Raw genomic sequence first — 13,434 nt, 5'->3', positions numbered from 1 at the left:
TGCCGGTCAAAGAAAAGTGACCGGCAGCCCCCGCAGGGGGATGTCGTATGGCCCTTGGGTCCAAAAACCAACGCCGCACAAAGAAAACCCAACCAAGGCAACAAGCGCCAACGGTTCTGCCCTTCCCCACCCCCCCCTTTATCCCGGTAACACCTGCTCCCCCGCCCCCCAAACCCCCGACACCACCTTCTCCAGCCAAAACGCCCCAATAATCGTCTTCACATCGGTAATCCGCCCCGAGCGCACCCAATCGATCACCTGCCCCGCCGGCACGATGAACGTCTCGAGGAATTCGCCTTCATCGAGCTGCGCCGGCCCGGCGGTCAGATCCCGCGCCAGGAAGATATCGATAAACTCGGTGGAATAAGAAATGACGGGATGGATGCGCGTGAGGTAATCCCAACGCCGCGCGCTGTAGCCGGTTTCCTCCCGCAGCTCGCGCTCGCCGCAGCGCTGCGCGCCTTCCTGGGGATCCAGCTTGCCGGCAGGAAACTCCAGCATCACTTCGCCAACCGGATAGCGGTACTGCCGCTCCAGCAGCACGGTGCCATCGTCGAACAGCGGGATCATCATCACCGCGCCCGGATGCAGCACGTATTCCCGCCCGGCATGCTTGCCGTCGGGCAGCTTGACGATATCTTGCTTGAGAGTGAGGAATTTGCCTGTGTGCAGCGTGGCGGACGCCACGCACACTTCCTTCAGGCCTTGATCGCCGCCAGCGGCGATCTCGCTAGCGTCCAGCGTGTCAATATTGTCGCTCATGAAAGCTCCGGGTCCGGACGCGGCCGGCCCGGGCGCCTTCGCTACCCGGCTGTCAAGCCGCGCGATGTTTGACGAGGTACTGCCAGGTGAAGCCCGGGAAGGCGAACACCAGCATCATGCAGGCGGTAATGGCGTAGAACTGCCAGCCCTGCGGGAAGGCGTTGCCCAGCCCCGCCTCCACGGCGAAGCCCGCCAGGCCTGCCACCACATACCAGGTGATCAACTCAGCCAGCCTCATCCACAGCGGCTTCCTGGCGAAGCGCAGCGGAATCAGCGCGAACAGCCGCTGGTTGATGAACGGCAGGTTGGCACAGACCAATGCCAACAAGATGACAAACCAGCCCGCCGCAGATGAACTCATATCGCTACGCCGCCGTGGTGCATCAGGACGCCAGCGTGGCGCGGATCGCCTGGTAGCACAGGTTCATCAGCGCCGCGGGGAACAGGCCCAGGGCAATGATGACCGCGCCGTTCAGCGTCAGCATCGAACGCAGCCCGAAGCTGGATTCCAGCTTGCGCTCGTCAGCCGGCGCATCGAAGTACATCAGCTTGACGATGCGCAGGTAGTAGAACGCGCCGATCAGCGAGAACAGCACGGCCACCACGGCCAGCCAGGTCATGCCGCTCTTGACCACGGCTTCGAGCACCGCCAGCTTGGCGTAGAAGCCCATGGTCGGCGGGATGCCGGCCAGCGAGAACATCATCACCAGCATCAGCAGCGCGTACCAGGGGTTCTTGCGCGACAGGCCCTTGAGGTCGTCCAGGGTCTCGGCTTCGAAATCCTTGCCGGCGCGCAGCAGCACGATGCCGAAGGTGCCCAGCGTGGTCAGCACGTAGGTCACGGCATAGAACATCGACGAACCGTAGGCGCTGGCGGCGCCGTCGGCCTTGCCGTCGGCCACGCCGGACAGCAGGCCCAGCAGCAGGAAGCCCATGTGCGAGATGGTGGAGTAAGCCAGCATCCGCTTCAGGTTGGTCTGCACGATGGCGGTCAGATTGCCGATGGCGAGAGACGCCACGGCCAGCACCATCAGCATGACTTGCCAGTCCACCGCCAGCGGCAGCAGGCCTTCCACCAGCAGGCGCAGCGCCATGGCGAACGCAGCCAGCTTGGGCGCGCCAGCGATCAGCAGCGTCACCGCGGTCGGCGAGCCCTGGTAGATGTCCGGGATCCACATGTGGAACGGTGCGGCGCCCATCTTGAACGCAATGCCGGCCACGATGAAGACCACGCCGAAGGCCAGCATGGTGGTGTTGACGCGGCCCGATTCCACCACGCGGAACACTTCCGCGAGGTTCAGCGAGCCGGTGGCGCCGTACAGCATGGACATGCCATACAGCAGGAAGCCCGAAGCCAGTGCGCCCAGCACGAAGTACTTGATGGCGGATTCGGAGGTCACGCGGTTGTCGCGGCGCAAGGCCACCAGCGCATAGGATGCCAGCGACAGCAGTTCCAGGCCCAGGTACAGGGTCAGGAAGTTGTTGCCGGTGATCATCACGATCTGGCCGCCAAGCGTGAACAGCGCGAGCATGTAGAACTCGCCGCTGAACATGTCGCGGTCGGCCAGGTAGCTACGGGTGTAGACCAGCGTGACGAACAGCGCCGCGGAAGCGAAAGCCGACAGCAGGTTAGCCATCGGGTCCACGACCACCAGGTTGGCGAATGCGTAGTGGGTCTCGCCGGCGACGCCGTTGATGCCGAACCACACGGTCAGCACCAGCGTGGTCAGCAGCGACAGCGGATAGGCCACGCTGGTGCGGTTCTTGCCACGGGCAAGGTCGATCCAGTTGACCGCGGCGATCGCGATCGCCAGGAAAATGATTGGCGCCACAGGTGCCAATGTCGAGGACGGTTGCATGTTTGTTTCTCTCCCCGATTACAGCTTCGACTGCGCCACGTGCGACAGCAGGTTCACCACGGAAGCGTGCATCACATCGGTGAAGGGTTTCGGATACAGGCCCATATACAGGGTCATGATCGCCAGCAGGCCGAGCATCAGGAACTCGCGCTTGTTCAGGTCGACCAGCTCGGCTACGTGCTTGTGCACCACGTCGCCAAAGATCACGCGCTTGACCATCCACAGCGAATAGGCGGCGCCCAGGATCAGTGCCGTGGCTGCCAGCAGGCCGATCCAGAAGTTGAACTTGACCGCGCCCAGGATGACCATGAATTCACCGACGAAACCCGAGGTAGCCGGCAGGCCGCAGTTAGCCATGGCGAAGAACACCGACAGCGCCGCGAACTTCGGCATGGTGTTCACCACACCGCCGTAATCGGCGATCTGGCGCGAGTGCACCCGGTCATACAGCACGCCGATGCAAAGGAACATGGCGCCCGAGATAAAGCCGTGGGAGATCATCTGGATGATGCCGCCCTCGATGCCGATCTCGTTGAAGATGAAGAAGCCCAGCGTGACGAAGCCCATGTGGGCGATCGACGAGTACGCCACCAGCTTCTTCATGTCGGCCTGCACCAGCGCGACCAGGCCAATGTAGATTACCGCGATCAGCGAGATGGTGATGATGAAAGCGGCCATGCTATGGCTGGCGTCTGGCGCGATCGGCAACGAGAAACGCAGGAAACCGTAGGCGCCCAGCTTCAGCATGATGGCAGCCAGCACCACCGAGCCGCCGGTCGGCGCCTCGACGTGGGCGTCAGGCAGCCAGGTATGGACGGGCCACATCGGCACCTTGACCGCGAAGGCCAGGAAGAAGGCGACAAACAGCGCGATCTGCTCGTTCATCGACAGCTTGGCCTGGTGCCATTCGAGGATCTCGAAAGTACCGGTCTTGCTGTACAGGTACAGCAGCGCAACCAGCGTCAGCAGCGAGCCGAGCAGCGTGTACAGGAAGAACTTGAAAGCCGCGTACACACGGTTCGGGCCGCCCCAGACACCGATGATGATGTACATCGGGATCAGCGTGGCTTCGAAGAACACGTAGAACAGCATGCCGTTGAGCGCGCAAAACACGCCGACCATCAGGCCCGACAAAATCAGGAACGAGGCCATGTACTCGGCCACGCGCTCGGTGATCACTTCCCAGGCGGAGATCACCACGATCACAGTGATGAAGGCGGTCAGCACCACGAACCACATCGAGATGCCGTCGACACCCAGGTGGTAGTTGATGTTGAAGCGCTCGATCCAGTTCGACTTCTCGACGAACTGCATGGCCGCCGTGGAGCGGTCGAAGTGAAACACCAGCGGCAGCGTGACGATGAAGCTGACGATGGAGCCGAACAGCGACATCCAGCGCACGTAGCAGCGACTGCGGTCGGAACCCGAGGCTAGTATCAGCAGGCCAAAAAAGATCGGCAGCCAGATAGCGAAAGACAGAACCATTTTCTTGTTTTCCTTACTTGGTGCCCACTGTGGCGAACGAGGTGCCGAACACCGTCATCGTCAGCAGTACCAGCATGCCCAGGATCATGGCGAATGCGTAATGGTAGATATAGCCGGACTGCAGGTAGCGGCTCACCGAAGCGAACCAGCCGACCACACGCGCGGCACCGTTGACCACCAGGCCGTCGATCAGCCCCTGGTCACCGCCCTTCCACAGGCCGGTGCCAAGCAGACGGGCCCCGCGGGCAAACACGGCCTGGTTGATCGCGTCCATGTAGTACTTGTTGTCGAGCAGCGTGTACAGGCCCGAAAAACGTTGCTTGATGGCAGCCGGGATGTCCGGGCGCTTCATGTAGAAGAACCAGGACAGCACCACGCCCGAGATGGCCAGCCACAGCACCGGCGTGCTCAGCGAATGCAGGCCCATCGCCACCCAGCCGTGGAAGGCTTCGGTCAGCTCCGCCATCGCGTGGTGGTTCTCGCCTACGTAGATCACGTTCTTGAAGGCCACGCCATTCTTGAAGAAGTCGCCGAACAGCATCGGGCCGATCGCGATCGCGCCGATCACCACCGACGGGATGGCCAGCAGCACCAGCGGCAGCGTGACGACCCACGGCGACTCGTGCGGCTTCTCGCCCGGGGCCAGGCCGTGATGATGGTCGGCCGTTGCCTCCTCATCGTCATGGTTGCCCGCGTGATGCGCGTGGTGGTCTTCCTTGCCGAAACGCTCTTCGCCGTGGAACACCAGGAAGTACATGCGGAACGAGTAGAACGCCGTGACGAACACGCCGGCCAGCACCGCGAAGTAAGCGAAGCCCGAGCCCGGGATATGCGACTCGGCCACGGCCTCGATAATCGAGTCCTTGGAGTAGAAACCAGCAAAGAACGGCGTGCCGATCAGGGCCAGCGAGCCCACCAGCGAGGTGATCCACGTAATCGGCATGTACTTGCGCAGGCCGCCCATGTTGCGGATGTCCTGATCGTGGTGCATGCCGATGATGACCGAGCCCGCGGCAAGGAACAGCAGCGCCTTGAAGAATGCGTGGGTCATCAGGTGGAACACGGCCACCGAGTATGCCGAGGCGCCCAGGGCGACGGTCATGTAGCCCAGCTGCGACAGCGTGGAGTAAGCCACCACGCGCTTGATGTCATTCTGGATGATGCCCAGGAAGCCCATGAACAGCGCGGTAATGGCGCCGATCACCAGCACGAACGACAGCGCGGTGTCCGACAGCTCGAACAGCGGCGACATGCGCGCGACCATGAAGATGCCGGCCGTCACCATGGTGGCGGCGTGAATCAGCGCGGAGATCGGGGTCGGGCCTTCCATCGAGTCAGGCAGCCACACGTGCAGCGGGAACTGCGCCGACTTGCCCATGGCGCCGATGAACAGGCAGATGCAGGCGACCGTGATCATCAGCCAGTCGGTGCCCGGGAAGATCACCGTGGCGAGCTGGTCGCGCGCGGCGAAGACTTCGGTGTAGTTCATGCTGCCGCTGTAGGCCAGCAGCAGGCCGATGCCGAGGATGAAGCCGAAGTCACCCACGCGGTTGACCAGGAACGCCTTCAGGTTGGCGAAGATGGCCGTCGGGCGGGTGTACCAGAAGCCGATCAGCAGGTACGACACCAGGCCCACAGCTTCCCAGCCGAAGAACAGCTGCAGGAAGTTGTTGCTCATCACCAGCATCAGCATCGAGAAGGTGAACAGCGAGATGTAGGCGAAAAAGCGGTTGTAGCCGGGGTCTTCGCTCATGTAGCCGACGGTGTAGATGTGCACCATCAGCGAGACGAAGGTCACCACCACCATCATCATCGCGGTCAGCGAGTCGACCAGGAAGCCCACTTCCATCTTCAGGTCGCCGATCTTCATCCACTCGTACACGGTGGCATTGAAGCTCGCGCCGTTCATGACGTCCATCAGCACGATGATCGACAGCAGGCAGGAAATCGCCACACCGAGAATCGTCACGGTGTGGGCCAGCGTGCGGCCGGCGCGTGTCTCCGAGGAGAACGTGCTGAAGAACTTGGTGCCGAACAGGCCGGCGATGGCTGCACCGGCGAGCGGTGCGAGCGGAATCGCCAGTAGCAGGTTGGGGTCGAGCGTGGTTGCCATAGGACGCTTAGTGGTGTGCGGTCGGAGAACGGTCTTGATTCATAACGTAGCGGCGCGGATCAACCCTTGAGGGTGTCCATGTCGTCCACGTTGATCGTGTCCAGGTTGCGGAACAGCACGACCAGGATTGCAAGGCCGATTGCCGATTCGGCCGCAGCCACCGTGAGGATAAAGAAAACGAAAACCTGTCCTGCCAGGTCGCCCAGATAGTGCGAGAAGGCGACGAAGTTCATATTGACCGCAAGCAGCATCAACTCGATCGCCATCAGCAGCACGATCACGTTCTTGCGGTTCAGGAAAATACCAACGATGCTGATGGCGAACAGGATCGCACCGAGCACGAGGAAATGGGCGAGAGAGAGCACAGCGTTTCTCCGGGCTTTAGTTCTTGTTAGCGGCAGCCGCGGCATCCGGGCTGGCTTGGGTGCCGGCACGGGCTTCGCTGGGCATCGAGACCAGGCGCACGCGGTCCTGGCGGCGGGTACGCAACTGCTCGCCCACGTCTTGCGACTTGTTGTCCTTGCGGCGGCGCAGCGTCAGCGCGACAGCGGCGATGATCGCCACCAGCAGGATGATGCCCGCCACTTCAAAGGCGTAGATGTAGTCGGTGTAGATCAGCTTGCCGAGCGCTGCCGTGTTGGAGTAGTCCGGGCCCTGCGTCACGTTGTTCAGCGGCACCGTGGTGCCGATGAAGTTACGCACCAGCACGGTGGCCATCTCGCCGATGATCAGCGCACCGATCACCGAGGCCAGCGGCACGTAGGTCCAGAAGTCCCGTCGCAGGTGCTCGATGTCGATATCGATCATCATCACCACGAACAGGAACAGCACCATCACGGCGCCCACGTACACCAGCACCAGCAGGATGGCGAGGAATTCGGCCTTCAGCAGCATCCAGATCGCGGCTGCCGTAAAAAACGACAGCACGAGGAACAGTGCGGAGTGCACCGGGTTCTTCGCGGTGATGACTTTCAGTGCGGAGAGCACCAGCACCAGCGCAAAGACATAGAAGATGGTGGTCGTGAGTTCCATGGTCCTCGTCGAGCCTTCCGGCACAAGCCACCCCTGGTGGCCTGCCCTTGCGGCATCCTTTTCGTTAGCCCCACACGGGGCCCGATTCACAATGCATTGGCAACGCCCGCCAGGTTCGGCGGGCACGCCCTGTAATGCGCTTATCAGCGGTACTTGGCGTCCGCAGCCTTGGCCGCGGCGATCTGCGGCTCGTAGCGGTCGCCCACTGCCAGCAGCATGTCCTTGGTGAAGTACAGGTCGCCGCGCTTCTCGCCGTGGTACTCGAGGATATGCGTCTCGACGATGGCGTCGACCGGGCAGGCTTCTTCGCAGAAGCCGCAGAAAATGCACTTGGTCAGGTCGATGTCATAGCGCGTGGTGCGGCGGGTGCCGTCGGCGCGGGCATCGGACTCGATGGTGATGGCCACAGCCGGGCAAACCGCTTCGCACAGCTTGCAGGCGATGCAGCGCTCTTCCCCGTTGGGGTAGCGGCGCAGCGCGTGCAGGCCGCGAAAACGCGGCGACATCGGCGTTTTCTCTTCGGGGAACTGGACCGTGATCTTGCGGGCGAAGAGATAACGCCCGGTCAGAGCCATGCCCTTGAAGAGTTCCTTCAGGAGCAGGCTGTTGAAGAAGTCCTTGATGGCGAGCAGCATGACGATTGCTTCCTAATGATTCCGCAGGGTGCCGCCTGTTGTGGCTGCGCCCCTGCTTTGGCCGTTCAATGCCAGATATTCCAGGGCGACCGGATCCAGATCGCCACGATGACCAGCCAGCCCACCGTCAGCGGGATGAAGATCTTCCAGCCCAGGCGCATGATCTGGTCATAGCGGTAGCGCGGGAACGAAGCACGAATCCAGATAAACACCGACAGCAGCAAAAATACCTTGATCACCAGCCAGAAGAAGCCCGGGACCGCATTGGTGATGAAGCTCTCGAACGGCGGCGCCCAGCCTCCCAGGAACATCAACGCGGTCATCGTCGAGATGACGATCATGTTGATGTACTCAGCCAGGAAGAACAGCGCGAAGCCCATGCCCGAGTACTCGATCATGTGGCCGGCAACGATTTCCGACTCGCCTTCCACCACGTCGAACGGGTGGCGGTTGGTTTCGGCCACGCCGGAGATGAAGTACACGCCGAACATGGGCAGCAGCGGCAGCCAGTTCCACGACAGTACGTTGATCCCCATGTTGGCGAAATAGCCGGTGTTCTGCGAGTTGACGATGGCCGACAGGTTCAGGCTGCCAGACACCATCAGCACGGTCACCAGGGCAAAGCCCATGGCGATTTCATACGAGACCATCTGCGCCGCGGCGCGCATGGCGCCGATGAAGGCGTACTTGGAGTTGGAGGCCCAACCGGCCAGGATCACGCCGTAGACGCCAACCGAGCTGATCGCCATCACGTAGAGCAGGCCGGCGTTGACGTTGGCCATCACCACTTCGGCCTGGAACGGAATCACCGCCCAGATCGCCACGGCGGGCATCAGCACCATCAGCGGGGCAACCAGGTACATGCCCCGGCTGACCTGCGTGGGCATCATCACTTCCTTGAGCAGCAGCTTGAGCACGTCGGCGATCGGCTGCAGCAGGCCCAGCGGCCCGACCCGGTTCGGGCCGATACGCACGTGCATCCAGCCAATCAGCTTGCGCTCCCACAGGATCAGGTAGGCCACGCACAACAGCAGCGGCACCACAATGACCACGGCGCGAATCAGGATCCACAGCGGCGTCCATGCGCCGCCGAAGAGATTCTGTCCTTGCGAGGTAATCCAATCGATCATGTTTCTTTCTCGCTCTTCTTATGCCGTGGCCGCCGGCTCGGCCGCGCCCTTCGCGGTGGCGGCCAGGTCGATGGCTTTCTCTACGGTGACGGTGCCGAACGGTGCGCCTAGCGTGGTCGCGGCAACGGTGCCGGCGGACACGCGCACGGTGCCGGCAGGCAACGCGGCTTCGAGGGCGGCTGGCAGCACCACGCTGCCCTGCCCTTGCGTCACGCGCACCGGGTCGCCAGCCTGCACGCCCAGCGAGGCGAACAGGTCTGCCGACAGTCCGGCTTGCATGGCGCGGCGCGCGGCTGCGGACAGTTGCAGCGAATCGGCACGGCGCACGATCGGGTCGGCGTGGTAGATCGGCACATCGGCGATGCGTTCGATTCCACCGGCCGCCTGGGCGGTGACGCGGATGGCCGCGTCGGTGCCGTTGTTCAGTTGCGGTGCGACCGGCTTGGCCAGCACTTCGTCGCGCACGCTTTCGGCGGTCTCGAAGTCGAAGCCAGGCACGTCCAGCAGGTTGCCCAGCACGCGCAGCACCTTCCAGCCCGGACGCGAATCGCCCAGCGCGCGGACGACGCCGTTGAAGCTTTGCGGCAGGCCTTCGCAGTTCACGAACGTGCCCGCGGTTTCGGTGAACGGCGTCACCGGCAGGATCACGTCAGCATATTGCAGCGCGGCGTCCGAGCGGAACGCGGACAGCACCACCACGGTGCCGGCCTGGGCCAGCGCAGCCAGCGCCTGGGTCGGGTTGGCGGCATCGAACTCGGGTTCCGTGTTCAACAGCACGTAAGCACGGCGCGGCGTGTCAAACATGGCCTGCGCATTGGCGCCGCCATTTTGCGGCAGCGCGCCGGCGATATGGCCACCGACGGTGTTCGCGGCTTCGGTCAGGAAGCCCAGCGTGGCGCCGGTTTCCATGGCGATCCACTGTGCCAGCGCATGCAGCGCGGCGAATTGCGGATGACGCACGGCCTCGTTGCCGAGGAACACGGCGCGGCGCTCGCCCGACAGCAGCGCATCGGCCACCAGCTTGGCCTTGTCGTCGCCATCGAAGCCATCGGTGCCCGCCGGAGCGGCCACGCCCTTGGCGGCGGCAACGGCACGGGCCACGCCGGCCAGGGCTGCGGTCCAGCCGGATGGCGCCACGTCAATGCGTGCGGCCAGCGGCATCAGCAGGTCCTCGGCGCTGGCGCCGAGGACGGCCACGCGGGCTCCCTTCTTGCCAGCCTGGCGCAGACGCGCGGCCAGCAGCGGATGATCCTTGCGCAGGGCGGAACCGATCACCAGCACGCGTTGCAGCGTGGAGACGTCGGCGATCGGCAGGCCGAGCCACGGCGCGCCCTTGATGGCGGCCGAGAAATCGGTCTGGCGCTGGCGGAAGTCGACGTTGTCGCTGCCCAGGCCACGCACCAGCTTGCCCAGCAGGTGGAGTTCTTCCAGCGTGCTGTGCGGGCTGGCCAGCGCGGCGATCTGGTCTGCGCCATGGTCACGCTTGATGCTCGCGAGGCCATTGGCCACGTATTCCAGCGCGGTCTGCCAGTCGGTTTCCATCCACTCGCCGCCCTGCTTGACGAGCGGCTTGGTGAGACGGTCGGGGCTGTTGAGGCCTTCGTACGAGAAGCGGTCCTTGTCGGACAGCCAGCATTCGTTGACGGCTTCGTTGTCCAGCGGCAGCACGCGCATGACGCGCTGGTTCTTGGTCTGCACCACCAGGTTCGCGCCCAGGCCATCATGCGGCGACACCGATTTGCGGCGTGCCAGTTCCCAGGTACGTGCCGAGTAGCGGAACGGCTTGCTGGTCAGCGCGCCGACCGGGCAGAGGTCGATCATGTTGCCGGACAGTTCCGAATCCACGGTCTGGCCAACGAAGGTCGTGATCTCGGAGTGCTCGCCACGGCCCAGCATGCCCAGCTCCATCACGCCGGCCACTTCCTGGCCAAAGCGCACGCAGCGGGTGCAGTGGATGCAGCGGCTCATCTCTTCCATGGAGATCAGCGGGCCCACGTTCTTGTGGAATACGACGCGCTTTTCTTCCTTATAGCGCGACTCCGATGCGCCGTAGCCCACGGCCAGATCCTGCAACTGGCACTCGCCGCCCTGATCGCAGATCGGGCAATCCAGCGGGTGGTTGATCAGCAGGAATTCCATCACCGACTTCTGGGCCTTGACTGCCTTCTCCGAATTGGTGAAGACCTTCATGCCAGGGGTGACCGGCGTGGCGCAGGCGGGCAGCGCCTTGGGCGCTTTCTCAACCTCAACCAGGCACATGCGGCAGTTCGCCGCGATGGACAATTTACGGTGGTAGCAGAAGTGCGGGATGTAGGTGCCCAGCTGGCGGGCGGCTTCCATCACCAGGCTGCCTTCAGCAACCTCAACCTTCTTGCCGTCGATCTCGAGTTCAACCATGTTCTGCCACGCTTAAGAGTAGGCCGGAACCATGCACTGCTTGTGTTCGACGTGATATTCGAACTCTTTCCAGTAGTGCTTGAGCATGCCGCGGACCGGCATCGCTGCCGCATCACCAAGCGCGCAGATAGTGCGGCCCATGATGTTTTCAGCGACGTTATTGAGCAGGTCCAGATCTTCCTGGCGCCCTTCTCCGTGTTCGATACGATTCACCATGCGATAGAGCCAGCCGGTGCCTTCGCGGCACGGCGTGCACTGGCCGCACGATTCTTCAAAGTAGAAATACGACAGACGCAGCAGCGAGCGAACCATGCAGCGCGTCTCGTCCATCACGATCACCGCGCCCGAGCCCAGCATCGAGCCGGCCTTGGCGATCGAGTCATAGTCCATGTCGGACGCCATCATCATGTCGCCCGGCACCACCGGGGCGGACGAGCCGCCCGGGATCACTGCCTTGATCCGCTTGCCGCCGCGCATGCCGCCGGCGAGTTCCAGCAGGGTCGCGAACGGCGTGCCCAGCGGGATCTCGTAGTTGCCGGGGCGCTCGACGTCGCCGGAGATCGAGAAGATCTTGGAGCCGCCGTTGTTCGGCTTGCCCATCTTCAGGTAGTTTTCCGGCCCGATCGACAACAGGAACGGCACCGCGGCAAACGTTTCCGTGTTGTTGATGGTGGTCGGCTTGCCGTACAGGCCGAAGCTGGCCGGGAACGGCGGCTTGAAGCGCGGCTGGCCTTTCTTGCCTTCCAGCGATTCGAGCAGCGCGGTTTCCTCGCCACAGATGTAAGCGCCGTAGCCGTGGTGGGCGTGCAGCTGGAAGTCGAAGCCCGAGCCCAGGATGTTGTCACCCAGGAAACCGGCGGCACGTGCCTCTTCGAGGGCTTGCTCGAAAATCTTGTACTCGTTCCAGATCTCGCCGTGGATGTAGTTGTAGCCCACGGTGATGCCCATCGCGTACGCACCGATGGCCATGCCTTCGATCAGCGCATGCGGGTTGTAGCGGATGATGTCGCGGTCCTTGAAGGTACCGGGCTCGCCCTCGTCGGTGTTGCAGACCAGGTATTTCTGGCCGGGGAACTGACGCGGCATGAAGCTCCACTTCAGGCCGGTGGGAAAGCCCGCGCCGCCACGGCCGCGCAGGCCGGAGGCCTTGACGTCCGCGATCACCTGCTCGGGCGTGATCTTCTCGGTCAGGATGCGCTTGAGCTGCTGGTAGCCACCGCGCTTGACGTAGTCGTCGAGGTGCCAGTTGCTGCCATCGAGGCCAGCCAGGATCAGCGGCTTGATATGGCGGTCGTGCAGAGAGGTCATGTTACTTATCTCCCTTGGCTGCAGTGCTGCCGGCGGCCTTGAGCTCGTCGACGAGCGCGTCCAGCTTGGCGTCGCTCATATGGCTGCACATGCGGGTATTGTTGACGATCATCACCGGTGCGTCGCCGCAGGCACCCATGCACTCGCCTTCCTTGAGGGTGAAGGTGCCGCACGGGGTGGTTTCGTTGTAGCCGATCCCCAGCTTTTGCTTGAGGTAGTCGCCGGCACGTTCGCCGCCGGAGAGTGCGCACGGCAGGTTGGTGCAGACGGTCAGCTTGTACTTGCCGACCGGCTTGGTGTCGTACATGTTGTAGAAGGTTGCAACTTCCTCGACCCATACCGGCGGCATGTCGAGGTAGCTGGCAACAAACTGCATGACTTCCGGGGAGACCCAGCCCACTTCGCCCTGCGCCACGGCCAACGCCGCCATCACGGCCGACTGCTTCTGGTCAGCCGGATACTTGGCGATCGCGCGATCGATTTCCTTGAGAGCTTCTGCTGATAGCATGGTCGTTGCTGTAATACGCCGTGTCATTTGCGGATCTGCGCCGCCACATGGCGCGCATCCCGCAGGTTTGCAGCCGTCGCTGCCGTTGCAGCCCGCATGTCAAAGGCATGCCGGGCTCACCGCGGGTTTCCCGTGACCGGACACGATCTTCTGTGGGTCCGTGCCAGGGGCGCCCGGATCGTCGTCCGGGGCCGGCGGCTCTTGT

General features: G+C 63.1%; 12 protein-coding genes. All 12 read right to left on the bottom strand.

Annotated elements, in window-relative coordinates:
• Positions 1 to 138: 138 nt before the first annotated feature.
• A complete protein-coding gene (locus AC1RQK_RS37715; RefSeq protein ID WP_492814566.1) occupies positions 139 to 762 on the bottom strand; it encodes an NUDIX domain-containing protein in 624 nt (207 codons plus the stop codon).
• A gap of 52 nt (positions 763 to 814) precedes the next feature.
• Complete coding sequence (locus AC1RQK_RS37710; protein WP_492814564.1) at positions 815 to 1,123, bottom strand: DUF2818 family protein; 309 nt, start codon at positions 1,121 to 1,123, stop codon at positions 815 to 817.
• A 22-nt stretch (positions 1,124 to 1,145) separates the two neighbouring features.
• On the bottom strand, positions 1,146 to 2,621 hold the full coding sequence (gene nuoN / locus AC1RQK_RS37705) for an NADH-quinone oxidoreductase subunit NuoN (protein ID WP_492375499.1): 1,476 nt from the start codon (positions 2,619 to 2,621) through the stop codon (positions 1,146 to 1,148).
• Positions 2,622 to 2,639: 18 nt separating this feature from the next.
• Positions 2,640 to 4,106 (bottom strand): NADH-quinone oxidoreductase subunit M, encoded by a 1,467-nt coding sequence (locus AC1RQK_RS37700; protein ID WP_492375500.1) that lies wholly within the window; start codon positions 4,104 to 4,106, stop codon positions 2,640 to 2,642.
• A 13-nt stretch (positions 4,107 to 4,119) separates the two neighbouring features.
• Positions 4,120 to 6,219 (bottom strand): NADH-quinone oxidoreductase subunit L, encoded by a 2,100-nt coding sequence (nuoL, locus tag AC1RQK_RS37695; RefSeq protein ID WP_492814561.1) that lies wholly within the window; start codon positions 6,217 to 6,219, stop codon positions 4,120 to 4,122.
• A 59-nt stretch (positions 6,220 to 6,278) separates the two neighbouring features.
• The gene (gene nuoK / locus AC1RQK_RS37690) at positions 6,279 to 6,584 is read right to left on the bottom strand and encodes an NADH-quinone oxidoreductase subunit NuoK (RefSeq protein WP_006156828.1); all 306 of its coding nucleotides are present in this window, start codon (positions 6,582 to 6,584) and stop codon (positions 6,279 to 6,281) included.
• Between the two features lie 16 nt (positions 6,585 to 6,600).
• Positions 6,601 to 7,251, bottom strand: coding sequence for an NADH-quinone oxidoreductase subunit J (locus AC1RQK_RS37685; RefSeq protein ID WP_492375502.1), 651 nt, complete (start codon positions 7,249 to 7,251; stop codon positions 6,601 to 6,603).
• Between the two features lie 143 nt (positions 7,252 to 7,394).
• Positions 7,395 to 7,886: an NADH-quinone oxidoreductase subunit NuoI gene (nuoI, locus tag AC1RQK_RS37680; protein WP_267606001.1), complete on the bottom strand. Its 492-nt coding sequence runs from the start codon at positions 7,884 to 7,886 to the stop codon at positions 7,395 to 7,397.
• A gap of 65 nt (positions 7,887 to 7,951) precedes the next feature.
• Positions 7,952 to 9,016 (bottom strand): NADH-quinone oxidoreductase subunit NuoH, encoded by a 1,065-nt coding sequence (gene nuoH / locus AC1RQK_RS37675; protein WP_043344744.1) that lies wholly within the window; start codon positions 9,014 to 9,016, stop codon positions 7,952 to 7,954.
• Positions 9,017 to 9,034: 18 nt separating this feature from the next.
• Complete coding sequence (gene nuoG / locus AC1RQK_RS37670) at positions 9,035 to 11,413, bottom strand: NADH-quinone oxidoreductase subunit NuoG (protein WP_492814558.1); 2,379 nt, start codon at positions 11,411 to 11,413, stop codon at positions 9,035 to 9,037.
• Between the two features lie 12 nt (positions 11,414 to 11,425).
• Positions 11,426 to 12,721: an NADH-quinone oxidoreductase subunit NuoF gene (gene nuoF / locus AC1RQK_RS37665; protein ID WP_043344740.1), complete on the bottom strand. Its 1,296-nt coding sequence runs from the start codon at positions 12,719 to 12,721 to the stop codon at positions 11,426 to 11,428.
• 1 nt (position 12,722) lies between these two features.
• Positions 12,723 to 13,229, bottom strand: a complete 507-nt coding sequence (gene nuoE, locus AC1RQK_RS37660) for an NADH-quinone oxidoreductase subunit NuoE (RefSeq protein WP_006156834.1) — start codon at positions 13,227 to 13,229, stop codon at positions 12,723 to 12,725.
• Positions 13,230 to 13,434: the final 205 nt, after the last annotated feature.

The sequence above is a fragment of the Cupriavidus sp. GW822-FHT02D05 genome, from assembly GCF_058802485.1.
This window is presented reverse-complemented; position numbering and strand designations above follow the sequence as displayed.

Bases quoted from the DNA above. Each gene is read 5' to 3' on its own strand.
- AC1RQK_RS37715 (WP_492814566.1), bottom strand. From the start codon at position 762: ATGAGCGACAATATTGACACGCTGGACGCTAGCGAGATCGCCGCTGGC.
- nuoE (WP_006156834.1), bottom strand. From the start codon at position 13,229: ATGCTATCAGCAGAAGCTCTCAAGGAAATCGATCGCGCGATCGCCAAG.
- nuoI (WP_267606001.1), bottom strand. From the start codon at position 7,886: ATGCTGCTCGCCATCAAGGACTTCTTCAACAGCCTGCTCCTGAAGGAA.
- nuoF (WP_043344740.1), bottom strand. From the start codon at position 12,721: ATGACCTCTCTGCACGACCGCCATATCAAGCCGCTGATCCTGGCTGGC.
- nuoN (WP_492375499.1), bottom strand. From the start codon at position 2,621: ATGCAACCGTCCTCGACATTGGCACCTGTGGCGCCAATCATTTTCCTG.
- nuoG (WP_492814558.1), bottom strand. From the start codon at position 11,413: ATGGTTGAACTCGAGATCGACGGCAAGAAGGTTGAGGTTGCTGAAGGC.
- AC1RQK_RS37710 (WP_492814564.1), bottom strand. From the start codon at position 1,123: ATGAGTTCATCTGCGGCGGGCTGGTTTGTCATCTTGTTGGCATTGGTC.
- nuoH (WP_043344744.1), bottom strand. From the start codon at position 9,016: ATGATCGATTGGATTACCTCGCAAGGACAGAATCTCTTCGGCGGCGCA.
- AC1RQK_RS37685 (WP_492375502.1), bottom strand. From the start codon at position 7,251: ATGGAACTCACGACCACCATCTTCTATGTCTTTGCGCTGGTGCTGGTG.
- nuoL (WP_492814561.1), bottom strand. From the start codon at position 6,219: ATGGCAACCACGCTCGACCCCAACCTGCTACTGGCGATTCCGCTCGCA.
- AC1RQK_RS37700 (WP_492375500.1), bottom strand. From the start codon at position 4,106: ATGGTTCTGTCTTTCGCTATCTGGCTGCCGATCTTTTTTGGCCTGCTG.